We start from the raw sequence: 25,063 nt of genomic DNA, 5'->3' as shown, positions 1-25,063 counted from the left end.
TGTAATATGTAAACACAGTATTCCATAATAATACAAAACAAAAAACCCAGACGGTTGTCTGGGTTTGTTTGCTCCTCTTCTTGGGCTCGAACCAAGGACCCTCTGATTAACAGTCAGATGCTCTAACCAACTGAGCTAAAGAGGAATTTATGTCTTGCCTTTGCTAGCTTTTGCTTGCTTTTACAATCCCTTAGATTGCGTAGGCGGGTGCAAATATAAGCCTTTTTTACATTCATCAAAATAAAAAAATAAAAAAATTTAAAAATTTTAACTTTTTTATTTTTCTGCTTAAGCTTGCAGGTTTCTATTATTCAAATAACCAGCGATATATGTCATTTCCATTGGCGAAAAGAACCAAAGCAATTAATATGAAAAATCCAACCATTTGCGCATACTCCATAAACTTATCGTTAGGTTTTCTGCCTGAAATCATTTCATATAATAAAAACATTACATGCCCTCCATCCAAAGCAGGAATAGGTAGAATGTTCATAAACGCTAATATAATAGATATAAGCGCAGTTGTTTCCCAAAACCTAACCCAATCCCAAGCTTCTGGGAAAAGGTTACCAATGGCTCCAAAACCACCAACCTTAGTAGCACCTTTCTTAGTGAATACATATTTAAATTGCGATGCATAATCCTTCAGCGTATTGTAACCGTATCCAAAGCCACCAACAATACTTTCACCTAGAGTATATTCCACTTTAGTCTGACCCACTTGTGAAATAACTTCTTTTCTAGATACATTAATTCCTATTAAACCTTTCTCATTAGGCTTAACTCTTAAAGTATCTTGACCGTTATTCCTTTCAACAACTATAATATTTTCATCATTCTTAGATAGTAACTTTTGAAACTCATCATAATATTTGATGTTTGTTCCATTAACAGCAATAATTTTATCGTTCTTTAAAAACCCTGCTTTACCAGCAGGATGATCTGCAAGTACGGTATCTATTACAGTTGATGTTCTTGGAAGAAAAGGAAAATGCGTGTCATTCTGAAACATTTTTGTTCCAGCATCATCAGGTACTGAAATTGTTTCAATAGTTCCATCTGCATGTTTTACCTCAACCGATGAAACGTCGCGTAAAAACATATACTTGTTAATTTTCATAACATCTTCAAATGGCTCGCCATTTACTTTTAAGATATGATCACCATTTCGGAAACCGTATTCTTCAAATTGCTCTGTAACTGCAAAACCTTGAGGAATATCTTCGTTGGTAGTAATACTACTTCCGTTGAAATACAGAAGACTCATATAAATAACAAAACCAACAATAATGTTTACTGTAACCCCTCCGAGCATAATAATTAATCGCTGCCAAGTTGGTTTACTTCGGAATTCCCAAGGTTGTGGCGGTTGTGCCATCTGTTCCTTATCCATACTCTCGTCTATCATTCCGGATATTTTTACATAACCTCCTAAGGGCAACCAACCGATTCCGTAAACGGTTTCACCAATTTTCTTTTTGAAAAGTGAAAATTTCACGTCAAAGAAAAGATAGAATTTTTCAACTCTAGTTTTAAAAAGTTTTGCGGGAATGAAATGTCCTAGCTCGTGAAGGACAATTAACAATGAAAGACTTAAAAGTAATTGTATAGCTTTAACAGCAAATGGACTCATAATTTCTTGAATAGATATTTATATAAAATAGTCGCGATTTTGAACAGGACTCATAGTCAAAAATCGAACCAATTCTTCAATTTTTCTGAGCAGTGTATATATAGCTCCATTGAAAAATCGCACAAAAGTAATCTTTTAGAACTTGCAAAAAAAATAAGCAGTTGTGTTACTTGTTATTAATTAACGAAATTTAACTGTATAACCTCAATAGCTTTTGAATGATACCAACTACTTTTTCACTATAGTTTTATTGATAACTCTTTTGGAAGTTTCTAGTTGAAAAAACAAAATTCCACTTGGTAAGCTTGAAACATTAATGTTTTCTGAATAGGCCTCAGCATAAAGCAATTGCCCCAGGGCGTTAAATATTCTAACTTGAGAAACTTGGAGAGATTCAGATTTATTCAAATTTATTTTGCCAGAGGTAGGGTTTGGATACAATACAATTTGATTTTCTAAAGTGAAATCATTAACACCTAAAATTACTTGGTCATTTCTTGAAATAATATCGTTTTCAGGATCGAATTGAACGTTTTGCACGGTAAAATTCACGGAAGGCTGAAAGTTTTGCCCATTAAAAGTATTATCAAGAATAATGTCTAATGTTTCACCTTGCGTCCCTGACAATCGCAAAGGCACAGGAACTTCAAAATAAGATACAGAGGAATGACTTTGCGACTGATTTATTCTCACATTAATACTCCCTGTAGATGTTTGATTCCAACTGATATTAAAACTTGGATACCCTTCGCCATAAACCCAATCATCAAAAAATTCGGAAAGGTTTTCACCGCTTGCATTTTCTAAGTTTCTAATTAAATCAGGCGTTTTTGCGTATCCATAAGAAAGTAATGGATCTGACAAATAATCTTGTAAGCCTTGAAAAAATACTGCATCTCCTAATTTTTTCCGAAGCATATGAATTACCATTGCTCCTTTGCTATAGGAAAGCCTGCTGTTAAAAATACGACCTACAGTAGTAGTATCTTGAGCAGGAATATAAACCGACCCATTTGGAGCATCGGTAATGTAGGAAGTTTGGTCTTGTTTCCAACTATTAAAAGCACTAGAGCCGTCAAGACTTTCTACTACCATTCCCGACATATATGTTGCAAAACCTTCATTTAACCAGATATCTTGCCAGCTTCCACAAGTAACTTTATTTCCAAACCATTGGTGCCCCAATTCGTGAGCTATCAACCCACGAGAAAATCCACCCATAAAAGAAACAGTTGTATGTTCCATACCTCCACCCCAACCAAATTGAGCGTGACCATATTTTTCTTCAGCGTATGGATACGGCTCAAACTTGTCGGCAAAAAGATTCATGATATCAACCGTAACAGGGGTTTGAGTTTGCACATAACTTAAATCTTCTGGATAAACATAATTTACTATTTCAAAGGGATTTCCATTGTTAGCAACAGTATGCGAATACACTGTGTAGTTTGTTACTGCAATGGCAACTAAATATGCTGGAATTGGATATTGATGACGAAAATGAGTGGTTTTAAAATTTCCATTTACCGTCTGCCCCATTTCTAATCCATTAGAAACCGCAATATATTCTTCGTTTGAAGGATTATTTCGAGGTGTTGTGAGATATACATCAAGCAAATCTATTTTGTCTATTAAGTCTTGCTTACAAGGCCACCAAGCTTTAGCTCCAAAAGGTTCCGATAAAGTCCATAAAACAGGATCGCCTTGATGAGTTGCTATTTCAAAAGATCCAAAGCCAGAACTTATTGGGTTGCCTGAGTAACTTATAGACAGTGAATCTAAAACACCTTGATTTTGAATCTGCGGTAGTGTAATTACAACCTCATCATTACTGTTTTGGCTGAATGAAAGTGAAACTCCTCTTTGTTTTACTTCTGAAACGGTCATATTATCGACCAATTCAAACACAATGGAACTCATGTTTTCTTTTGCTTCGAAATGTGAAGTAACTTTTCCACTTATATAAGCTTGAGTAGGATTTACATTTAATTCTAAACGAGCATATTTTAAATCGTAATTACCGGTATTCATATTGCGTTCTGGCGCAAAGTGACCCCTTGCCGATTTTGCTTCGGCTTCACTTATTTCGTTCAAATAATGATTTTGCGAAAATGCAATGAAGGATATAAATAGGAAAAATGGAAGAATTAAATATTTCATTTCTGTGATATTAAAAGTGGTGACAGAATACAGCTAAATTAAGGTGTTAAATGTATTCATTTTGATAGTTTTAGGGCTTATTTTTGCGGTTTAATATAAATCATCAGTCTAAAATATTACGATATGCTTACTTTTTTTAAGAAGTATAAATTCTTCGGGATTGTTTTTCTTATCATTTCGATTATCATAATTACCATTATATACTCTGTAATGAAACCGCAAGAAGTGCTACGCGTTTATCAACCTGCCGATGTTACTGCAGAATTGGTAGACACCACCATGCAATACGTAAAAAAATACCACACTATAGCCGATTTTAGCCTTATAAACCAAAATGGAAAAACGGTAACACAAGAGGATTATGCCGATAAAATTTATGTGGCCGACTTCTTTTTTACTACGTGCCAAACCATCTGCCCAATTATGACAGACCACATGGTTAAAATTCAAGAAGAATTAAAAAACGACGATGATATTTTATTGCTATCTCATACTGTTACCCCTGAAATAGATAGCGTGCCTCAACTTAAAAAATATGCCGTTGAAAAAGGAGTTAATGATGCTAAGTGGAATTTAGTTACAGGAGATAAAAAAGAAATTTACGACCTCGCGAGAAAATCGTACCTGGCTGCCAAAGACGTTCCTTATGAAGAGTACGATTTAATTCACACCGAAAACTTCGTACTCGTTGATAAAAAGAAACGCATCCGCGGGTTTTATGACGGTACAGATCCTGAAGCTATTGAAACCCTTCTTCATGATATTGAAGTTTTAAAAAAGGAATATTCAGAAAAATAGTTTTGTGGGAATTCAATAGTAAAACTTCTGAAAGCTTTCTTTTTGAGCTTACAAGAGAAAACAACGTAGTTGTGAATTCTTAAAAAAGACATCAAATTTTTCTGATTCCGGAGTTCTAAATTCTGAATTAAAAAACTTACTTTTGCCTTGTTTAAATTCAATCTAAATAAATAGAAGTGCTAACAATCGCATCTTTAAAGAAAGGGCAACGCGGTATTATCAAAGAATTTTCTGTTGATGTAGTTCCGTTGAAGCTATTAGAAATGGGCTGTCTTCCTGGCAATGAAGTTACCTTGGTTCAAATTGCCCCTTTTAGAGATCCATTGTATTTAAACATTAACGGAAGTCATTTAGCTATCCGTTTAGAAATGGCTTCTAAAATTGAGATTGAACTGATTTAATATCAAAACTGCATTCACACCAAGTTAATGGAGCTGAAATATGGCCAAACAAATTAATGTAGCACTTATTGGAAATCCAAATACCGGAAAAACCTCCGTTTTTAATAGGTTGACTGGGATGAACCAAAAAGTGGGAAACTACCCTGGAATTACTGTTGAAAAGAAAGAAGGTACCTGCAAATTTGGACGTAACTGTAAAGTTCATATTCTAGATTTGCCTGGAACTTACAGCCTAAACGCCTCTTCTTTAGACGAAAATGTTGTTATCGAACTTCTTTTAAACAAAAATGATAAGGATTTTCCCGATGTTGCTGTGGTAGTTGCCGATGTAGAAAACCTGAAGCGAAATCTTTTACTTTTCACCCAGATTAAAGACTTAGGAATCCCTACGATTCTAGCAATTAATATGTCGGATAGGATGAATCGTAAAGCAATCACACTTGATGTTCCGTTACTTGAGAAGAAATTAAACACAAAAATTGCACTTATCAGTTCAAGAAAAAATCTTGGATTCGATTACCTAAAAGAACTAATTGAAAATTACAATCAGCTTCCTACTAAACCTTGCTTGCATGCATCTAATATTGCCCCTGAGTATTTCGATAGATTGCAAAAAGCTTTTCCAAACCAGGATCTTTATAAACTTTGGCTTGTAATTACTCAAGATGTAAACTTTGGAAAATTAGACCGAAACGAATTGCAAGGAGTAGCTTCCTTCAAAACTGAATCTACAAGTAATCTTAAACGCCTTCAGCAGAAAGAAACTATTGCGCGCTATAAGTTTATAAATGAAACCTTAAAAGAAACGCTGCATATCGATACTGCTAAGGCGAAGGATTTAAGAAGTAGGTTGGATAGACTTTTAACTCATAAAGTTTGGGGTTATGTTATTTTCTTCGGAATTCTCCTATTAATTTTTCAAGCAATTTTTGATTGGAGTGCATACCCTATGGACTTTATAGATAGTTCGTTCGCATCTTTGAGTGAATGGGCGAAAAACACATTACCTCCGGGCGATTTCTCAAGTTTAATTGCAGAAGGAGTTATTCCTGGCTTGGGAGGAATTGTAATATTTATCCCACAGATAGCCTTTCTATTTCTATTTATTTCAATTTTAGAAGAAACGGGGTATATGAGTCGTGTGGTTTTTCTAATGGACAAACTTATGCGACGTTTTGGTCTTAGCGGAAAAAGCGTGGTGCCTTTAGTAGCGGGTACTGCATGTGCTATTCCTGCAATAATGGCCACACGAAATATTGAGAATTGGAAGGAACGCCTAATCACAATTTTGGTTACACCTTTTACAACATGTTCTGCCCGACTTCCTGTTTATTTAATAATTATCTCTTTGGTAATTCCCGATACAAGGGTTCTTGGTATTTTCAGTTTACAAGGTCTAACCTTAATGTTTATGTATATTTTGGGATTTGGCGCCGCGATTTTTTCGGCCTATATTCTAGATAAAATTTTGAAAGTTAGGAGCAAGAGTTTCTTTGTAGTTGAAATGCCAAACTATAAAGTACCATTAGCGAAAAATGTAATAATCACAGTAATTGAAAAAACCAAAGCTTTTGTTTTTGGAGCTGGTAAAATTATTTTGGCTATCTCCATTATTCTTTGGGTTTTAGCTTCATATGGCCCAGGAGATTTTAATGATGCAGAGGAAATTGTAAAAAGTGAATACGCTTCTCAAAATCTATCGGATGATGATTTAGAAATGCATATAAATTCTTTCAAACTTGAGCACTCCTATATCGGTCATGTAGGACATTTTATAGAACCAGCCGTAAGGCCTTTAGGCTACGATTGGAAAATAGGGATTGCCTTAGTGAGCTCATTTGCTGCAAGAGAAGTATTTGTAGGAACGCTAGCTACAATTTACAGCGTGGGTAGTGATGACGAACAAACTATAAAAAGCAGAATGGCAGCTGAAGTAAACCCAGTTTTGGGCGGGCCATTATTTAATTTTGCTAGTGGAATTTCGTTGCTGTTATTTTATGCCTTTGCAATGCAATGTATGAGTACGCTTGCCATTGTAAAAAAAGAAACCAACAGTTGGAAATGGCCTATGTGGCAGTTAGTTGTAATGACTGTTATTGCTTATGTAGTGTCTCTAGCTGCTTACCAGTTCTTGAGGTAATTTCCCTGCTAGCACCTTCCCCTATTTCAGGGGAAGGTGGCATCTATTCTGCGAAGCAGAAATAGATGGTGGAAGGGGTAAAGTAATAATTTTAAAAATAAAATATTATGCAAACAATACTAGTAATAATAGCATTTTTACTTGCAGTTGGATTTTTAATTACAACATTTATTTGGAATCCTTTTAAAACAAATAAAACTTCAAAATATAAAACTGGAGATCATTCCGACTGCAGTAAATGTAGTTTTCATTAATTTTTGTTGAACAAGTGCTGCCTATGATACTTATAGGCTTTTCCGTATCTTTGTACTATGCAAACAATCTTAGTTTTAATCACGTTTTCTTTAGCAGCAGGCTTTTTGCTTAAAAAGTTTGTCTGGAACCCTATTTTTGAAGCACGCCAAAACTCTGGCAATACCTTAGACGGTGGAAAAACCAAATGTGGTAATAATGATTGTGGGTGTCATTAATTATTCTTCTCCTCACAAACCAACAAAACATAACTAGTATCTTTTCCAGTACTTTCAGATGTTGGATAAGGATTTAGCGTTAAACCATTAATTACAAATTTATCTGAAGTAAAAAGGTTTGTGTTTTTTTCTTCGCCAGGTCTTGTTTCACCAAAAATCAAGGTTACTTCCTCGGTTTTCCCATTTGAAGTTACTTCAGCTTTTACAATAGCTCTTCCTGCCCAAATACAGTTCACTCCTTCAGGACAACGAGAATCTTCAATCACTTCTAGAAATTTTACTGAAACACCTTTTAAAACTACCGTTTCACCTTCTGGTACCTTTACCCCTATTTTAGGAGTTTTAGGTGAATCTTGTCCAAAAGAAAGACTTGAAATAAGAATTAATATAGCGAATAATGAGTTTTTCATAGTTGTGAATTTTATAATTTTTAAAGATAAATAAAAATAGTTTACTTCTTGTTTTTTAGTTAATCGGGTAAATACAATTGTTTGTTTTGCTTTTTATTTTCCTTCATAACACATTGCAAACACTCGTACAAACCTGAAACTTACCCTCTGAATAAAAAGAAATCATCCTTTATATTTTCAATTTTATCGTCTCTATTTGTAAGGATATAATCTAGGGCTTTGCCAGTAAATTCCTTTCCTTTTTTAGTAAGGGAAACAATGTTGTTGTCAATGGTGATCATATTATTTTTTAACGCCAAATCCACCACAGATTTCGATCTAACTTTTTGCCAGTTTATGTGTTCCTGCAAATGATTTATATGACGTTCGCTCTTTTCTGAGTGATTATTCAAATGCAATAAAAAAGTAATCAACGAAACTTCTGTTCGCTGTTGTTTTTGTCTGTATAAAACAGAAATCAAACCTTTTTTAGGTGCTAATAAATAGACAAGTAGAAAAACAATTCCTAAAACAGTGGTCATAGAACCCGATATAGAAGCATCCAATAAATGTGCCAACCAATATCCAGCTATTGCTGAAAAAACCCCAAACACAACAGACAAAACCAACATTCGTTTTAAATCGTTTGTAAGCAAATAGGCAGTTGCTGCGGGTGCAATCATCAAGGCTACTACCAAAATAGCCCCTACTGCATCAAAAGCACCAACTATAGTTATCGAAGAAACAGACATAAGCCCATAGTGCAAAACTACTGGTGAAAACCCTAAGGCTGAGGATAATCCTACGTCGAAAGTACTCACCTTTAATTCTTTAAAAAACAGAATTAGAAGTGTTATAGAAACTAGTAAAACTCCGCCCATCACCCAAAGTGATTTTGGCCCCATATCCATTCCTGAAATCAACATTCTATCGAAAGGGGCAAAGGCAAGTTCTCCTAATAGAACAGCATCTACATCTAAGTGTATATCGTTGGCGTTTTTGGCAATTAAAATAACCCCAATACTAAACATAGTAGGAAAAACTAAACCTATGGCTGTATCTTCCTTCACTAAGCCCGTTTTTTGAATTACCTCAACAAGAATCACGGTTATGACTCCTGTAAGCGCAGCGAATAATATAAGTAAAGGCGAGTTTAAATCTTGAGTGATGAAAAATCCAATTACAATTCCAGGTAAAATTGAGTGACTAATAGCATCGCTTATTAATGCCATTTTCCTAAGAACTAGAAAAACTCCAGGTATAGCACATGCAACTGCGACAATAGCTGCGATTAGTTGTATTTCCAGCTGTGGATTACTCATCTTTTAATTGTTGGTTATACAAGTTTTTAGCTTCTTCAAATCCAATATTGGTCAAAGACCACTCTTGGCCTTTTAATGTTATCCATTCTTTTTCTTCCATTTTACGAAGGGAATTTTTAGAAAATCCTTGGAAATTATTCAAAATACGAATGGCGTGTGGGTGTGAAATATTTTGATGTGTTTTTGCAATATCGTACATAAACTGAAGTGTTTTCTTCAATTGTAAGTCATTTCTGTTTTGTCTAAATCGGATTTCTCTAAATAGAATTCCTCTACCTGGTGAGAAGATAAATGAAAACAATACGAATACTGCGGCTACTAATACAATTACTGGTCCTGTGGATAGGTTGTTTTGAGTTGCGCTAATTGCAGTTCCGAATATTCCTGCTAAAGCGCCAATTATAGCCGCTAAAATTACCATAGTGCCTAGACTATTTGTCCATTGTCTAGCAGCAGCAGCAGGCGCCAATAGCATTGCGCTCATCAATACCACTCCCACTGTTTGAAGTCCGAGAACAATAGCCAAAACAATGAAAAACGTAATAAGTGAATCGATAAATCGCACATTAAACCCTAGGGTTTTAGTGTAATCCATATCAAAAAGCATTATTTTAAATTCTTTCCAGAAAAGCAGAAGTATTATTAAACACACTCCTGTAACACCAATCATTATGAACACATCACTTTCAACTAGTGTAGCTGCTTGTCCAAATAAATATTTATCTAATCCTGCTTGATTGGCATTAGGTTGTTTTTGAATATAAGTAAGCAACAACATTCCAAAACCAAAAAACAACGACAACACCAATCCCAGTGCAGTATCACTCTTTAGGTGGGTTTTTGTTGTGATACCTCGTATCCAGAAAGTTCCTATCAACCCACAAATTAATGCTCCCAATAATAAAATGTAAGTGTCCTTTGAACCCGTAATTAAAAAAGCAATTGCGATTCCTGGTAAAGCTGCGTGCGAAATTGCATCTCCTAACAGACTTTGCTTTCGAAGCACTGCAAAACTCCCTAACATCCCGCAAATAGCCCCCAACACCGCAGTCCCCAACGTAATAGTTCGCAGGGTATAATCGGTCCAGAGTAGATTAAAATATTCACTTATTGACATTGGTCTTTGGTCTTTGGTCTTGTAATTTGAAAAATTAAAATTTACTTCAAATATTTTTGAAGATTTGTAGTCATTTTTGCTATTTGCGAAAGTGTTAATCGAGTCTCATTATTAGTTTCAGTAGTAATAAATTTTTGTCTGGTTGCAATTGTTGAACATACAACACATTCTTTAATGGAGCCTTGAGCGACATTTAAAAACCTATTAAACTGTGCATCTGTATCTCCTGCTCATTCTGCAATATTTAACGCAATAGACTGTGCTGCTCTTCGATATTGAGTTGTTAAACCAAAACGTTCGTCGTTAGGAAATTCCTTGGTAATTTTATAAACTTCATCAACAAAATCTAATGACTTTTGATAAACTCGCAATTCCTCAAAACTAAATTTTACTTCTTCCATAGTGAATTAATTAAAATTATCCTGATCACTAATATACATTCAACATTAAACTAACGACTAAAGACTAACGACTAAAGACCCTTATCCTCTATTTATTAACCGCCACCTTGTAATTAATCCCGTAGGTTTTTGTCAGGTTATCATCATTAAAAATATCTTTCACGGGGCCTGTTGCAATTTTCTTCACGTTTAAAAAAGTTACCCAATCAAAATATTCTGGAACGGTCTGTAGATCGTGATGAACTACAACGAGAGTTTTACCGGCTTTTCGTAATTCTTTTAAAATATTGATAATTGCAATTTCCGTTGTGGCATCCACACCTTGAAAAGGTTCGTCCATAAAGTATATAGAAGCGTTTTGAACTAAAGCTCGTGCCAAGAATATTCGCTGTTGCTGTCCTCCACTTAACTGACTAATTTGCCTACTTTTAAATGAAAGCATGCCCACCTTTTCCAAGGCTTCAAGAGCAGCTTTCTTTTCTTTTTGCCCAGGGCGTTTTATCCAACCTAAACTGCCATAGGTGCCCATCAACACAACATCTAAGGCTGTTGTAGGAAAATCCCAATCTACACTTCCTTTTTGAGGCACATAAGCTACAAGCTTACGTTGCTTATCGTAAGGTTTTCCGAAAATTGAAATACTCCCTGCAATGGGCTTTATTATCCCTAAAATAGATTTAATTAAAGTGGATTTTCCCGCACCATTAGGGCCAACTATAGCCATTAGCACACCTTCGGGTACCTCCAGATCTATATCCCATAGTACAGGTTTATAGTTGTAAGCAACCGTGAGGTCGTCAACACTTATCGCTAATTTTTCATTCATATTATTTAAATATTTAGGCCAATTCTTCAGCAAGATCAGAACATCGCAAGAAGGCCCGCGACGAAGTCTTGAACTACTTTTCTATACTTAAAGAATCCATTTTCATTGATTTCGTTTTCGTTTTCGATTTCGATTTCAAAACTATCGCAGCGCTTCCACTATTGTATTCACATTGTACTTAAACATTCCAATATATGTTCCTTCTTCGGTCCCTGGATTTCCAAGAGCATCACTATATAAAGACCCTCCAATAGTGACATCGTGATTTTTTGAAAGAACGGCTTCACGAAGGGCTTCAATAGTACGACGCGGAACAGAACTTTCTATGAAAATCGCTTGAACTTTATTGTTGATAATAAAATCTGATAGTCTTTGAACATCTTGCACTCCAGCTTCTGTAGCTGTAGAAAGTCCTTGAAGACCTACCACTTCAAAGCCGTATTTATTTCCGAAGTAATTAAAAGCGTCGTGAGCCGTCACTAATATTCTTTTCTCCTTCGGAAGGGTTTCAATCTTGTCTTTGACTTCAATTTCTAACGCATCGAGTTTTTCTTGATAAACCCGATTGTTTTCACTGAAATAATCTAATTTTTCTGGATGTGCTTCAGATAATACGTCAGTTACTTTATTCGCAAACTGCTTAAAAAACTGAATATTAAACCAAACGTGTGGATCGTAATTGGAAGCAAATAATTTGGAGGAAATCAATTCGTCTTTATTAATGAACTCCCCCAACCCGATAGTTTTTTTACCACTAGCTTCCATTCGCTCAAATACATCTACTAGTTTTCCTTCTAAATGCAAACCGCTGTAAAATATTATCTCGGCATTGTAGAGTTTTGAAACATCGCCTTCACTTGCTTTATATAAATGCGGATCTACTCCAGCGCCCATCAAACCCTCCACCTGAACGGCATCACCACCAATATTTTTCACTAAATCGGTAAGCATAGTTGTAGTAGTTACCACTTTAATTTTACCATTATCCTCCGCAGCATTTTTGCAGCCAAAGAGAAGTATAGCTAAACCGATTATTAAAATTTTCTTCATTATTTATAATATTTTTTGAGCTATTTTATATAGTAAACAAACCTTAACTTGTCTGTACGTACAGGTTATCGGCAATTGTTTTTGATATAAAGAAGTTTTCATTTTGAACTTCAATAACCATTGAGCCATCAAAAAATTCTTTCCCCATTACCGTAATTCTTGTGCCTATACTGATATTTTTTTTATCTAAGTATTGCAAAAACTCCCCTGAGCTTTCTTTAACACCAACACAAATACCTATTTGATTTTTCTTTAATTCGGAAAGCAGCTTTTTCTCTGTTCGCTTCATTACTCCCTGCTCGTTTGGAATAGGATCCCCGTGAGGATCGAAGTCTGGGTTCCCCAAAAAATCGTCTAAACGATTAATTAATTCCTCACTTTTAATATGCTCTAATTGTTCTGCAATGTCGTGAACTTCATCCCAATGAAAATTGAGCTTTTCAACTAAAAAAACCTCCCAAAGTCGATGTTTTCTAATTACATCTGCAGCAATTTTTCTACCTTTTTCAGTTAGCTGAGCTCCTTTATATCGTTTGTAAACAAGCATTTTCTTTTCAGCCAGTTTTTGAACCATATCAGTCACCGACGAAGGTTTTGTTTCCATACTCTCTGCAATAGCATTAGTACTAACTTCTCCTTGGCTTTCTAGTTCTAAATGAAAAATCGCCTTTAAATAGTTTTCTTCCGCAAAAGTCATAACAAAATTAAGTTTATGCAAAGATATAATTTTTTTGGTTTAAAAAATATATTTAGATTAATCTAAAAGTTGTAGTCTAATGATGCTCATTTGCTTCTATTACACAGTAAATTCAAGTTCAAAATACTCACTGTATTCACTATCCAAAACATCAAAAATGTGTATATTGATTTTTTAATTTAAAAACTTGATCGACTTGAAAAACTCTTATTTAAACCTTGAATTAATCTCTTATAATTCAACTAATAATACCTCTAAAGACGCAGCAAAGGTTGTTTTCATTTCTGAAGAAAAACAATTGGAGAAGCACAATCTAAATTCTTCGTTATCGAAAAAGATTACTTCAATTTTCAAAAATGAAAAAGATGAAATTATTACCACATTTGAAGATTCACAAAGCTTTTGGGTGATTGCTACCACTGACGATGCTGAAAAAAATAGAAAACTCGGAATTTCTCTTTACAAAGCATTAGCAAAAGAAAATTCTGAAATTTCTATTCTGGAAGGCTTAAACAGTTTGACAGATAAGTCAAAAAACTCCTTTTTAGAAGGTCTACTTATGGGGAGTTATAAATTCAACCCTTACCTTAAAAAGAAAGAAAACAAAGAATTGAAAGTTTATGTTTCAAATGACGAATTTTCCGAAACCTCTCTCACTCAAGTAACTAATTTAATTAACGGGGTTGCATTAACTCGAACATTAGTAAATGAGCCGCCAAATAAATTGGATTCGGTTATGTTTTCTGAAAGAATAGCTGAAGCAGGAAAAAAGTACGGTTTTGACGTTGAAGTTCTTCAAAAGGATAAAATAGTGGAATTAGGTATGGGCGGACTTTTAGGTGTAAACCAAGGTTCGGAAGTTCCTCCTACTTTTAACATTATGACCTATAAACCTAAGAATGCTAGTAATAAGCAACCGCTTGTTCTGGTAGGTAAAGGTGTGACTTTCGACACTGGAGGGTATTCCTTAAAAACGGGAGGACATATGTCTACTATGAAATCGGATATGGGTGGAGCAGCAACTGTGGTTGGAATAATGGCAGCTGTAGCTAAAAACGAACTTCCATATTATGTAATTGGACTTGTACCTGCTACTGATAATAAAATCGATGGAAAAGCGCTTTTAGTGGATGATGTTATCACAATGATGGATGGCACCACGGTAGAAATTCAAAACACAGATGCTGAAGGTAGACTTATTTTAGCAGACGCTTTATCTTATGCCAAACAATATAAACCTGAACTTGTAGTGGATATGGCAACCTTAACCGGTGCAGCTGCGGCCATTACTGGACCTTTTGGAATAGCCATGGCTGGAAATAAGCAGGAGAAAATGGATGAATTAAAACAAGCCGGAGAAAACACCTACGAACGTCTTATTCAGCTACCGTTTTGGAAAGAGTTTGAAGAACTTCTTAAGAGTGATGTTGCCGATTTAAAAAACATTGGAGGTCCAGTAGGGGGTGCTAGTACAGCGGGGAAATTTCTAGAGCACTTTACTGATTACGATTGGATACACTTAGACATCGCTGGTCCTGCATTCTTAAAAGATGCGCAAGGTTCTAATCCTTCGGGAGGAACTGGAGTTGGTGTTCGACTTTTATACGATTTTATAAAGTTGAGAGCTAAAGAAGGTAATTAAGATGAAGTTTTAATTTTTGATTTCTGACTCTTTAGGAATTATAAAACTTTGGTGGTTTGAAAAAAGATGATGATAAAATAAAAGCTTTGCGATGGAGCTATGAAATAGTTGCCTCAGAGAAACTTGGTTCCATTAAAGATCGATCGTATGAAGAGCTAAAAGAAAAATTAGCTGGTTATTTGAACTCTTTAATGTTAAGCGATTATAATAAACTAATAGCTATTTTATATCGAATTGATATTTCACAAGAAAAAGCTGTGGCCGCACTTGCCGAAAATGCAGAAAAAGAATCTGCCGGAGAAACTTTGGCGCGTTTGATAATTGAAAGACAACTGGAAAAAGAAAAAACGAGGAGGAAATATAGAAGTTTTTAATTGTAGAGAATTAATTTCTATAAGCGAATGTTCGCTTTTAATAGAAGAAATCTCGGCAAAAGTTGATATTCGGATTTAAAAATTCCTGTATCGTCAATATTGATGTTTCTAAAAGTTTTGGTGTTCAACAGGTTTTTTCCAACCAATGATAAAGAAAGTCTGTTTTTTATGATTTGATACTTCCCTTCAAAGTCCATAAAGTAATAGGTATTATTATCTTTATCCAAATTTGAAAAATAATTCCTAGACGAATTCAAAGAGAGATTTAGCTTTTCCAATGGCTGGTACACTATATCCAAAAAGGTTCGGTTTGTAATATTTTTCTGTTTTATGGTGGTTTTGTATTCGCTATTAAACCATTCTGTTCCAATATGGAAATTGAGTGGCCCTATAAAAGCAGATCTTAATTCGCCGCCATAATTAAAGGTTGAAGAGCTTACCTTTCGCAAATTACCATTTACGCTATTCTGAAAATTCTGTTTGTTATATCCCAATTTCAGTTTTATGTTTGAAGCTAACCACTGGAGATAAATATTGGAATCTGTCTGGAAACTTATAAAATCCTTATCCTTTAAACGTATTAATTCATTTAAAGTGTAGTCTGGCGTAATCACCGATTTAGAACCGAGGTAATCATAATTTTTCACATAGATAAATGAAGTGTTCGCATAAAAAACACTTAATATAGTGCCTAAGGTATAATTTAAATAGAAGGTACTGGATCTTAAAGGTTCAATATTTTCCAAGCCCTTTGAAAATCGATTGTATTGGATAAGTACATATCCATTCTGAACACTTCTTAAGGAGGGGTTTTTGCTTTCATATTTAAAAAAGGAAAGAATGCGGTTGGTTTTGTTCAATTCCCAGTCTACAGTTATTTTTGGATTGATAAAGAATGGTGATGAATCAAGGTTTTGATCCTCAGCTTCTAGATGGTTAAAGTGCTTTGCGAAATGTACATTCCCCGTAAGCGCCACCGAACCCAATTTTAATCGATACGACGGTTCAAAAAAGATATTGAATTCTTTATATTTTGAATTATTCTGAAACTCTTCGGGTTTTTTATCAATACCGTCAAGCTTAAAAACAGAGTTATAGTCGTTATAAGTATAATCCAAGCCAACTTTTGCTTCCCACAAATCATTATTTGTTCTTCTAGTAAATAAACCGGCATCAAAACCGGCAGTATTTAAAGCCTGCCTACTTTCTTGGAAAACGCCGATAATTTGATTGTCATTCTGAAATAAATCCTCAAACAAAAATCGATTGTTCCCATAGTTTTGCGGATTATCCGAATGAACATAATATCCATTTATAAGCAGGGCTTGATTCGCTTTTAATTTGTTGATGTATTTAAATCTTTGATCTATTGTAAATGGATCTTCGTTTAAGTTTTCATTGGAAAGATCTGAGTTAAACTGGAGCGAAGTATTGGTTCGAGTACGATTGCCACTGTATTTTCCAGAATATTCTATTATTTCGGTTTTGGATTTGTCATAGGTTAATTGTGTGTTTGCAAATCCTGAGAATGTTTTTCCGTAAAGTCTATAATCTTCTGTGGTAGTAAAATCTCCTGTCGGTAAAAAATAGGTATCCGTAGATTTTCGGAAGAAATCGTTTTCGTCCCAATTTAAGAACCCGATGGTCTTTAATTTTAATTTTGGGCTTATGGTATAAATATCGCTTAGGGAGGCCATTTCGGCATTGTTGAAATTGGTACGCTCCTCGCCAACATCTGGTTTGTGATTTATCAAGTTAATAAATGATGCTGCTGTTTGAGTCTTCGCTGTACTGCCAAGTTCATTTCCTTCTCCCGAATCCATCATTTCCGAAAGGGCTGCCGTGGTCTCTAAACCAACATTGTTGAAATTGGTAAAGCCATAAAATTTATCTTTTTTTCTAAAGGAAATAATATTTGCACTGGCATCATATCTGTTTTCAAAACCTAGACCGTATCCAGGCTTAAGAGAACCGAATAATTTGTTTTTCACATCATTTTTTAAAGTAAGGTTTAATGCTACCCGGTCGCTATCTTCAATCCCTTTTAATAAACGATTGTTTGAGTATTTTTCATAAACCTCAACTTTATTAATTACTGAAGCGTCTAGGTTTTTTGTAAGTGTTTTATATCCTTTTTCAAAAAGATCATCGCCTTCTATCATTACTTTTTCAATCTCTTTGCCACCTACTTTTATTTTTCCATCATTTTCCACTGTTATGCCTGGAATATTTTTTAAGAGGTCTTCTACAGATTCTTCATTTCCTTTTTTAAAAGCGTCTGCCTTAAAAATAATAGTGTCTTTTTTTATGGTTATTGCCTTTTCAGAATTTATTATTACCTCGTCCAGTGAAAAGGTCTCTTCTTTTAAAACCACGTTGAGATTGTAGTTTTTACCTTTTTCTAAGGAGAGCACTTCTGTCTTTTTTTGAAACGAAATGGAACTAAATGTCAGTTCAAAATTGCCAACTTTATCCGTTATTAGTTCATAGCTACCATTTTCTTGTGTAGTGGTAAAAGCAATTATGCCATCCTCATTTTGAGCTTTTAAAAAAACATTTACATAGGGAATGGGTTTTTGTAAAGTATCTGAAACCGTTCCAGAAACAAGGCTTTGGGAATAAGCAAAATTGCCCGATAACGAAAGTACCAGGCAATTTATAATCAATATGAAATATTTCTTTATTCTGTGTCCCACTCGTATTCTAATTCAATACCATTTCTTTTGATTTCAGATGAAACAAGTTTTGCACCTTTAGGTAAGCGTGCACGCATCGCCTGTATAACAGTAGATGATGCCTTGTTAGATTTTTCAATAAACTCTCGATGTTCAAGAATAGTATCAACAGAAGGTTTTTGAACTTTACTCTCTGCATTTTTAAATGGTATTTGTATATGTTCTGAGCTAAAATATACTTCGCCTGTTAAATCATAAACTTCCAGAATCAAGCCTGGTAACCCACTAAATTTCCACGGACCGAAAGAGAGCGGTATTTCACTTGTAAACCAAGCTTCATAATTTCTGCCTCTGAAAGTTGTAGTAGCTTTTTGACAATTATAGCCAGATATACCTTTAAATTCATCGAGCAATACCCACTTTATAGAAGCGTTGTCATCATAAAGATAGTACTTTAGAACACTGTTATTATATATTGGTTCTCTACATGTTATTGTACGACTATGTAAATTATTATAATATAAATTTCCAATTTCATCCGTCCCTACTTTAATGTTTATTTCAACATTTCTATTATTTCCTGCATCTTCTTTTGTATTTTGATCTTTCTCGGTTTTATTATTACGTTTTAGCTGAGGTTGATAAATAGAAGCATCTTTAGTAAAAAAAAGATTATTCTTAGTTTTGTTAACTTGACCTCCACCAAAATTCAATACCGATGAATAGACAATTTTTCCTGTTTGTGCATAAGAAACCGAAACGATTAAAAAAAATAATAAAAAATATTTCATACTAGATATTTAGCATGGAAGTGTAAAAGTTTCTACAATCACTTCTATCCAAGTACCGTGATTAATTGTCGTAATAACGGTTACTAAAATTTCACAATTATCGGAAATTAAATTTTCTGTTTCTGTAATTAATTCAATCCGATCAGTTTTTTCATTGTTTTCTATTAAAGTACTATTTGCTGCAAATGCTCCCAATGAAAACAAACAAAATGCTAATGTAAAAAATAATTTTTTCATAATGTTTAAAACTAAAGATTTATATTCAGTTATGTTGCAACTGTGTAAACATATCCTTTTTTTTTTACAAAAACAAAAATTTTTAACACTTTTTTATGATTTATTTTAAAACCCGCGCTCCTTCTGAATCTGCTCGTAAGCCTCCTGAACTTTTTTGAACTTTTCTTCCCCACCTCTGCGGTGAGCTTCATCAAGATGCGTGAGTTTATCGGGATGGTATTTTTTAACCATGGTGCGGTAGGCAGCTTTAATTTCTGCCGGCGTAGCATTTCGGTCTATTTCAAGAATTTTATAAGCACTGTCTGGATTTTTAAAGAACATTGCTTTAATACTCTCAAAATCACGAGCAAAAACCCCTAAGAAACCAGAAATCCTGTTTATTTCATTAACCTCAGCAGTAGAAACAGTGCCGTCTGCATTGGCAATACTGAACAAAAAATGAAGAATCTGCAATCTACTTTCATAACGCGTCCGTTGGCGTAGAAGCGTGCCGATAGTTTGGGCAGAAATCTCTCTGTTTTTAATTACTTCGTTAAAAACTCTAAAAGTGGCATTTGCCCGATCTTTCCCGTAAGCTTGAACAAAATACTGCCTTACAAAGTCTAACTCTGTCTGACTCACTTTCCCGTCGGCCTTAATCACTAATGAAGCTAAGGAAAGTAAGTTTAACTCAAAATCGGCTGGCGTAACTTGTTGGCGTGTAGATCCAAAAGAAGTTTGAAAAGTTTTACCTCTTACGCTTATGTTATCCAAGAGACTTCCAATAAAAAATCCTGCAATTGCACCTGGAAAACGGTATAAAAAATAACCTAAAATGGCTAATAACCAACGAAGCATAAACGTGAAATTTGTTTTTTTGAAGCGACAAAAGTACTGAATTAAAAAAACAAAACTCAAATTTCAAATAAAGGAAAACCACCAAACTTCAAAACCCAAAATCCAAATAAGTATAAAATTCTAAAAAATATCACTATTTAAGATTTTCTAGACCTTTAAAGTTTCGAGATTACAATTTGGGATTTTTTGGGATTTGGATTTTGTTATTTGGAACTTTTCTAGATAAGAATTAGTATCTTTGCATCAAAAATTTAATACACTTAAAAAAGAAATATTATGTACCCAGCAGAACTAGTAAAACCAATGCGTGAGGACCTAACTAAAGTAGGTTTTTCCGAATTATATACAGCAAACGACGTTGAAGAAGCACTAAAAAAAGAAGGAACTACTTTAGTAGTTGTTAACTCTGTTTGCGGATGTGCAGCTGCTAATGCTCGTCCAGGTGCTGCTATGTCTCTTCAAAACGATAAAAAACCAGATAACCTTGTAACTGTATTTGCAGGAGTTGACCGTGAAGCTGTAGATGCTGCAAGAGCACAAATGGTTCCTTTTCCTCCTAGCTCACCATCTATGGCATTATTCAAAAATGGTGAATTAGTACATATGTTAGAGCGTCATCACATTGAAGGGAGACCAGCTGATATGATTGCTGAAAACCTTAAAAATGCATATAACGAATATTGCTAAACAGAAATACATCCGGTGATTAAGCTGAACAAACCCTTAACCATAGTTATAGGCATTTTAGCTTTGGGAGCATAGCTTACAACTTGTATGAAAACCCTAGTGTTTCGTATTTGTTAGGGAAGGAAGTAAACAACTGGCTTTATAGAGGCTTTTGGCTACTAATTATTATCGTTAGCGTTTATAATTATATTTATTTAGACCGAAACACACTAAAGAACAAGTCGAAGTCCAAAAAATAAAGTTTTTCAAAAAGGAGAACTGAAAATAAGCGAATACAAAAACCGTCTTAATTAAGGCGGTTTTCTTACTTTTGACAACCAATGAAAACACTTTTAAAAATTATTAGTTATCCTTTTACAGTATTGTTTTACCTGCTTTTCGGTATTACAATATTGATTTTTCACCCTATTCAATGGGTTGCTTTTAATTGGTTTGGATACTCAGCACATAAAAAAACTGTCGATATTTTTAACTGGACAATCCTGCGTTGTCTGCACGCTGTTGGAACTAGATTTCACGTTGAGATAAGTAATAATATTCCTATTAACGTACCTATTATAATTGTTTCCAATCATCAAAGTATGTGGGATATTTCGCCGATAAGTTGGTACTTGCGAAGGTATCACCCTAAGTTTATTTCAAAAATAGAATTGGGTAAAGGAATCCCTTCTATTTCCTACAATTTGCGTCATGGGGGCTCGATTTTAATTGACAGAAAAAATCCGAGACAAGCTATTGTTGAAATGGTTAAGTTTTCAAAATATCTTCAACAGCACAATCGAAGTGGAGTTATATTTCCTGAGGGAACACGAAGTAAAACCGGAGTTCCAAAGCCATTTAGAAGAACTGGATTGCAAACCCTTTTCAAAAAAATCCCTGAAGGATATGTAGTTCCCGTTACTATCAATAATTCTTGGAAATTACAGCGCAACGGGATGTTCCCAATTCAAATGGGGGTTTGTTTAGAGCTAATTGCCCACCCAGCATTAAAAATTTCGGATTATGAAGTTGAGGCCCTAATCGACCAGGTGGAAGAGACTGTGGTGTCAAAGATTCATAAATAAAAGCTAGTGTTTTTTGAAAAGAAGCTAAACTCGCTCTGCCGCTAGAGCCTAGAAATTAAACTTAGAAACACTTAAATTATCGTATTTAAATGATGAATACGAAGAAAGCCTACAATCTCCTTCCCAAGATTGCTACCTATTGTTTACACTTTGATTAATTTTTAAAATAATGACTTCAACATCCATTTTCGACGACGCTTCAGTAGAAGAAATAATCCGCAATACAATTGCATTTGTTAAGGATGAATTGAAAGATGCAGAAGGCGGACACGATTGGTTTCATATTGAAAGGGTTTACAAAAATTCAATACATATTTCCGAAGGCGAAAAAGTTGATAAGATTGTAGTTGCCTTAGGAGCTTTGCTGCACGATATAGCTGACTCAAAATTTCACAATGGAGATGATACTGTTGGGCCAAAAAAAGCGAGAGAGTTTTTAAAAACCCAAAACGTTGGCGAAGAAATCATCGAGCACGTGGTGAAAATCATAGAAAATGTTTCATTTAGTGGAGGTAATAAAACTCAGAAATTCAGTTCCCTAGAACTCGAAGTTGTACAAGATGCAGATAGATTAGACGCCCTAGGAGCAATTGGAATCGCTCGTACTTTTAATTACGGAGGTTTCAAGAATAGAAAACTCTACGACCCCGAAATAACACCAAAATTAAATATGTCTCCTTCGGAATACAAAGCCTCTAACGCTCCCACTATTAACCATTTCTACGAAAAACTTTTGCTTCTAAAAGATAGAATGAACACCGAAACCGGACGTAAAATTGCGATAGAAAGACACGTGTTTATGGAAACATTTCTGGAACAATTCTACGCAGAATGGAATGGTAAAAAATAAAACTATGCGTCCTCTGTGTCTCTGCGGTGAAATAATTACCGCAAAGGCGTGAAGAACGCAAACAAATGAAAAAACCTATCAAACTTGACGTCCAATAGGTTTTATAATTTCAGGATTTTTTTTAGTCTTAAGTCCTACGTCTTATAGCGCAGCGGTCTTAAGTCTACTTCAAGTGCTGAGCAAAAAAGCCCATCATCGCCTTATAAAAATCCAAGCGGTTCTCTTCTTTAGCAAAACCATGTCCCTCATCGTATTTTACCATATAAGGCACTTCCACACCTTTACTGCGTAAACTCTCAACAATTTGGTCGGCTTCATCGATGTTTACTCTTGGGTCGTTAGCTCCTTGGACAACGAAAAGTGGTTTCGTAATTTTATCTACGTGCAAAGCTGGAGAGATTTCATCCATAATAGCTTTTTCTTCTGGGATTTCTGGGTTGTACCAGATTTTGTATAACAACTCGCGATATTTTTCCCAGTATGGAGGGATAGTGCCCATAAAAGTATGAAGGTTACTAACTCCAACATAGTCAACTCCACAAGCATATTTTTCTGGAGTTTTTGTCATTCCTCTTAATACTGCATACCCACCGTGACTTCCGCCGTAAATTGCAACGCGATCTTTATCTACCCAGCCTTGAGCAATTGCGTAATCTACACCGTCTTCTACATCGTCCATTGCCTTACGTCCTATCTGACCAAAACCAGCTTTTAGGAATTCTTTTCCATAACCACCCGAAACTCTAAAATTAACGTGTAATGTGGCATAACCCCTGCTTGCAAATAATTGTGCTTCTGGATTAAAGCCCCAGTAATCTCTAATGCCTTGTGGTCCGCCGTGAGGATTTACTATTAATGGCAATTTTTGACCTTTTTTATAATCTGCAGGTAAAGTGATGTAGCCATACAAAGTAAGTCCATCGCGACTTTGAAATTTAATTGGCTTCATAGTAGCCATATCTTCAGCTTTAAGATGTGGTAAAAGCTTGTATAATAGTGTTACTGTATCCTTTTCAACATCATAAATATAGTACTCCCCTACAATTTTATCACTTGTTACAGCAATCATATATTGAGATTCATCATCTGTTTTTCCTATGGTGAAAAATTGCTTTTCTCCAAATTCCTTTTTTAAACGAGCATATATCTTTTTATAGGTTTCGCTCACTGGTTTAACAACTGTTTTCTCCCCCGTGTAGCTGAAGTAATCTATTTCATAGTTTCTCTTTCTTGAAAGTGAAACACCCGAAACATCAAATGTATCGTTACTGAAAAGTGTTTTAAGCTTCTTATTTGCTTTTAAGTCGTAAAGTTGGATTTCAATTTTATCGCCATCTAGGTTTGAAATTACATAAGCGTCATCAGGATTTTCGGTAGCTGGGTTAAATGAGATAATTCCAAATGTATCTCCAAACTCTGTAAGCTTTACACGTTTAAATTCTCCGTCAATTTTATAAAGTAATTCCATATTAATACCATCTACAATTCTATTGATGGCGCGTAGGTTTCCTTTTCTATCAAAATCGTAAGAACTTACAGGTGGATCACCGGCTTTTACGGTATATAGCTTCGTAACTTCACCTGTATTAATATTAAGACGGTAAGGCTCCTCTTGCTGCGGATTGTCTTTATTCATCTGAACAATCACGTGATCTTCATCTTCTTTCAAGGATTCAATAATATTTACCTTTACCCCTTCAAAAGGTGTTAATTCACTTTTATTCTCTCCCGTTACATCCACTCCATAAACGTGGTGGTTTTCATCTCCACCTTTATCCTGCATGTATAGAATTCTGTTATTATTTGCCCAGAAAAAGCCACGAATTACATCTTCATCTTGCTTAATAAGTAACGTTTCTTTTTGGGTAGCGGTTTCTTTTAAATACAAATCTCGTTCTCCAGTTTCTCTTCGCTTTAAGTAGCTAATAAACTTGCCGTCTGGTGAAAGTTGAAAAGAATAAGCTTCAGGAGTTTTAAAATAATCTTCAACAGAATATTTAAAATTTCCTTTAGACTTTGCCGCTAGTTTCGCCAATTCCTCATCGGTTGATGGGAGCGCTGTATTTCCTGGTTTTGTTTTTACTGTTTTCTTCAAGGTTAATGGATATTTTTGTCCCATTTGTTCAAAAGTTCCTTCAATAGTTTCTCCAGAAACTGCACCAGTATAGGTCAGACCCATTTTGGCGGAAGTAATGGTAACATTTTCGTCTTGCAAAACTACAGAATCAAGTTCTATTCCGCTTGCTCCTTGCATAGGAACATCCAGGGTTGCCCTATGCCCATCATCTGTAGGAGAAATGTTGAAAATAAGCTCCATCTGCATTCCCTGAACTTCAAGAGTTCCGCTGTATGCTCCGTCTAATTTTTGCGCATTTACAGTTCCTACTAAAAATAGCATTGTAAGTGCGATTGAAAACTTCAATATTGTTGTCATAAGTGTTTGGTTTAAAATATTAGTTTGATTGAAAGGTAAATAGTTACGCCTATAATTACGCCAATGGC

The 25,063-nt window shown here is 34.9% G+C and carries 22 protein-coding genes, 1 tRNA gene and 1 pseudogene; 9 read left to right on the top strand and 15 right to left on the bottom strand.

Annotation, left to right across the window (positions count from 1 at the left end; all coding sequences use genetic code 11):
- Nucleotides 1-71: 71 nt before the first annotated feature.
- The 3 genes from K8344_RS03270 to K8344_RS03260 all read right to left on the bottom strand — a co-directional run bounded on the left by K8344_RS03270 (nucleotide 72) and on the right by K8344_RS03260 (nucleotide 3,793).
- Nucleotides 72-145: transfer RNA gene (locus K8344_RS03270), tRNA-Asn, on the bottom strand.
- A 162-nt stretch (nucleotides 146-307) separates the two neighbouring features.
- Nucleotides 308-1,633, bottom strand: coding sequence for an RIP metalloprotease RseP (gene rseP / locus K8344_RS03265; RefSeq protein ID WP_237606849.1), 1,326 nt, complete (start codon nucleotides 1,631-1,633; stop codon nucleotides 308-310).
- A 228-nt stretch (nucleotides 1,634-1,861) separates the two neighbouring features.
- Nucleotides 1,862-3,793 (bottom strand): M1 family metallopeptidase, encoded by a 1,932-nt coding sequence (locus K8344_RS03260; protein ID WP_237606848.1) that lies wholly within the window; start codon nucleotides 3,791-3,793, stop codon nucleotides 1,862-1,864.
- 123 nt (nucleotides 3,794-3,916) lie between these two features.
- Between K8344_RS03260 and K8344_RS03255 the strand changes: the two genes are divergently transcribed.
- From K8344_RS03255 to K8344_RS03240, 4 genes are all read left to right on the top strand, one after another.
- Nucleotides 3,917-4,591: an SCO family protein gene (locus tag K8344_RS03255; protein ID WP_237606847.1), complete on the top strand. Its 675-nt coding sequence runs from the start codon at nucleotides 3,917-3,919 to the stop codon at nucleotides 4,589-4,591.
- A 176-nt stretch (nucleotides 4,592-4,767) separates the two neighbouring features.
- The gene (locus K8344_RS03250; RefSeq protein WP_165145882.1) at nucleotides 4,768-4,992 is read left to right on the top strand and encodes a FeoA domain-containing protein; all 225 of its coding nucleotides are present in this window, start codon (nucleotides 4,768-4,770) and stop codon (nucleotides 4,990-4,992) included.
- Nucleotides 4,993-5,032: 40 nt separating this feature from the next.
- Entirely contained in the window at nucleotides 5,033-7,132 is a 2,100-nt protein-coding gene (feoB, locus tag K8344_RS03245; RefSeq protein ID WP_237606846.1) for a ferrous iron transport protein B, read from the top strand.
- 107 nt (nucleotides 7,133-7,239) lie between these two features.
- Nucleotides 7,240-7,386: a hypothetical protein gene (locus K8344_RS03240; protein ID WP_237606845.1), complete on the top strand. Its 147-nt coding sequence runs from the start codon at nucleotides 7,240-7,242 to the stop codon at nucleotides 7,384-7,386.
- 212 nt (nucleotides 7,387-7,598) lie between these two features.
- Here K8344_RS03240 and K8344_RS03235 read toward each other — a convergent pair whose 3' ends face one another.
- From K8344_RS03235 to K8344_RS03205, 7 genes and pseudogenes are all read right to left on the bottom strand, one after another.
- Nucleotides 7,599-8,012 (bottom strand): hypothetical protein, encoded by a 414-nt coding sequence (locus K8344_RS03235; RefSeq protein ID WP_237606844.1) that lies wholly within the window; start codon nucleotides 8,010-8,012, stop codon nucleotides 7,599-7,601.
- A gap of 140 nt (nucleotides 8,013-8,152) precedes the next feature.
- Nucleotides 8,153-9,313: a metal ABC transporter permease gene (locus K8344_RS03230; protein WP_237606843.1), complete on the bottom strand. Its 1,161-nt coding sequence runs from the start codon at nucleotides 9,311-9,313 to the stop codon at nucleotides 8,153-8,155.
- On the bottom strand, nucleotides 9,306-10,430 hold the full coding sequence (locus K8344_RS03225) for a metal ABC transporter permease (protein WP_237606842.1): 1,125 nt from the start codon (nucleotides 10,428-10,430) through the stop codon (nucleotides 9,306-9,308). Before K8344_RS03225 ends, K8344_RS03230 begins: the two co-directional genes overlap by 8 nt.
- Before the next feature lie 41 nt (nucleotides 10,431-10,471).
- Nucleotides 10,472-10,831 (bottom strand): annotated as a pseudogene (locus K8344_RS03220) (four helix bundle protein).
- Between the two features lie 88 nt (nucleotides 10,832-10,919).
- Nucleotides 10,920-11,657 (bottom strand): metal ABC transporter ATP-binding protein, encoded by a 738-nt coding sequence (locus tag K8344_RS03215; RefSeq protein ID WP_139854376.1) that lies wholly within the window; start codon nucleotides 11,655-11,657, stop codon nucleotides 10,920-10,922.
- A 141-nt stretch (nucleotides 11,658-11,798) separates the two neighbouring features.
- On the bottom strand, nucleotides 11,799-12,707 hold the full coding sequence (locus tag K8344_RS03210; RefSeq protein WP_237606841.1) for a metal ABC transporter solute-binding protein, Zn/Mn family: 909 nt from the start codon (nucleotides 12,705-12,707) through the stop codon (nucleotides 11,799-11,801).
- A gap of 43 nt (nucleotides 12,708-12,750) precedes the next feature.
- Nucleotides 12,751-13,404, bottom strand: a complete 654-nt coding sequence (locus K8344_RS03205; protein WP_139854442.1) for a metal-dependent transcriptional regulator — start codon at nucleotides 13,402-13,404, stop codon at nucleotides 12,751-12,753.
- 196 nt (nucleotides 13,405-13,600) lie between these two features.
- Between K8344_RS03205 and K8344_RS03200 the strand changes: the two genes are divergently transcribed.
- Nucleotides 13,601-15,046: a leucyl aminopeptidase family protein gene (locus K8344_RS03200; RefSeq protein WP_237606840.1), complete on the top strand. Its 1,446-nt coding sequence runs from the start codon at nucleotides 13,601-13,603 to the stop codon at nucleotides 15,044-15,046.
- Between the two features lie 56 nt (nucleotides 15,047-15,102).
- A complete protein-coding gene (locus K8344_RS03195) occupies nucleotides 15,103-15,420 on the top strand; it encodes a hypothetical protein (protein WP_139854370.1) in 318 nt (105 codons plus the stop codon).
- Nucleotides 15,421-15,437: 17 nt separating this feature from the next.
- On the opposite strand, the gene K8344_RS03190 is transcribed toward K8344_RS03195, so the two are convergent.
- The 4 genes from K8344_RS03190 to K8344_RS03175 all read right to left on the bottom strand — a co-directional run bounded on the left by K8344_RS03190 (nucleotide 15,438) and on the right by K8344_RS03175 (nucleotide 19,960).
- Entirely contained in the window at nucleotides 15,438-18,116 is a 2,679-nt protein-coding gene (locus K8344_RS03190; protein ID WP_237606839.1) for a carboxypeptidase-like regulatory domain-containing protein, read from the bottom strand.
- On the bottom strand, nucleotides 18,101-18,886 hold the full coding sequence (locus K8344_RS03185) for a GLPGLI family protein (protein ID WP_139854366.1): 786 nt from the start codon (nucleotides 18,884-18,886) through the stop codon (nucleotides 18,101-18,103). The genes K8344_RS03190 and K8344_RS03185 overlap by 16 nt, the downstream gene beginning before the upstream one ends.
- Before the next feature lie 9 nt (nucleotides 18,887-18,895).
- Nucleotides 18,896-19,123, bottom strand: a complete 228-nt coding sequence (locus K8344_RS03180) for a hypothetical protein (RefSeq protein ID WP_139854364.1) — start codon at nucleotides 19,121-19,123, stop codon at nucleotides 18,896-18,898.
- Nucleotides 19,124-19,228: 105 nt separating this feature from the next.
- Entirely contained in the window at nucleotides 19,229-19,960 is a 732-nt protein-coding gene (locus tag K8344_RS03175) for a TerB family tellurite resistance protein (protein ID WP_237606838.1), read from the bottom strand.
- Nucleotides 19,961-20,236: 276 nt separating this feature from the next.
- On the opposite strand from K8344_RS03175, the gene K8344_RS03170 reads away from it, so the two are divergent.
- The 3 genes from K8344_RS03170 to K8344_RS03160 all read left to right on the top strand — a co-directional run bounded on the left by K8344_RS03170 (nucleotide 20,237) and on the right by K8344_RS03160 (nucleotide 22,561).
- Nucleotides 20,237-20,647 carry a BrxA/BrxB family bacilliredoxin gene (locus K8344_RS03170; protein WP_139854360.1) on the top strand — a complete coding sequence of 137 codons (411 nt, stop codon included), beginning with the start codon at nucleotides 20,237-20,239 and terminating at the stop codon, nucleotides 20,645-20,647.
- Between the two features lie 320 nt (nucleotides 20,648-20,967).
- A complete protein-coding gene (locus K8344_RS03165; RefSeq protein WP_139854358.1) occupies nucleotides 20,968-21,711 on the top strand; it encodes a lysophospholipid acyltransferase family protein in 744 nt (247 codons plus the stop codon).
- Between the two features lie 169 nt (nucleotides 21,712-21,880).
- A complete protein-coding gene (locus tag K8344_RS03160; RefSeq protein WP_237606837.1) occupies nucleotides 21,881-22,561 on the top strand; it encodes an HD domain-containing protein in 681 nt (226 codons plus the stop codon).
- A 163-nt stretch (nucleotides 22,562-22,724) separates the two neighbouring features.
- Here K8344_RS03160 and K8344_RS03155 read toward each other — a convergent pair whose 3' ends face one another.
- Nucleotides 22,725-24,995, bottom strand: coding sequence for a S9 family peptidase (locus tag K8344_RS03155; protein ID WP_139854354.1), 2,271 nt, complete (start codon nucleotides 24,993-24,995; stop codon nucleotides 22,725-22,727).
- Between the last annotated feature and the right edge of the window lie 68 nt (nucleotides 24,996-25,063).

It is taken from the genome of Aequorivita xiaoshiensis, from assembly GCF_022008395.1.
GTDB classification, from domain to species: domain Bacteria; phylum Bacteroidota; class Bacteroidia; order Flavobacteriales; family Flavobacteriaceae; genus Aequorivita; species Aequorivita xiaoshiensis.
Note: the sequence above shows the minus strand (reverse complement) of the source record. Positions and strands in the feature narration are given on the sequence as shown.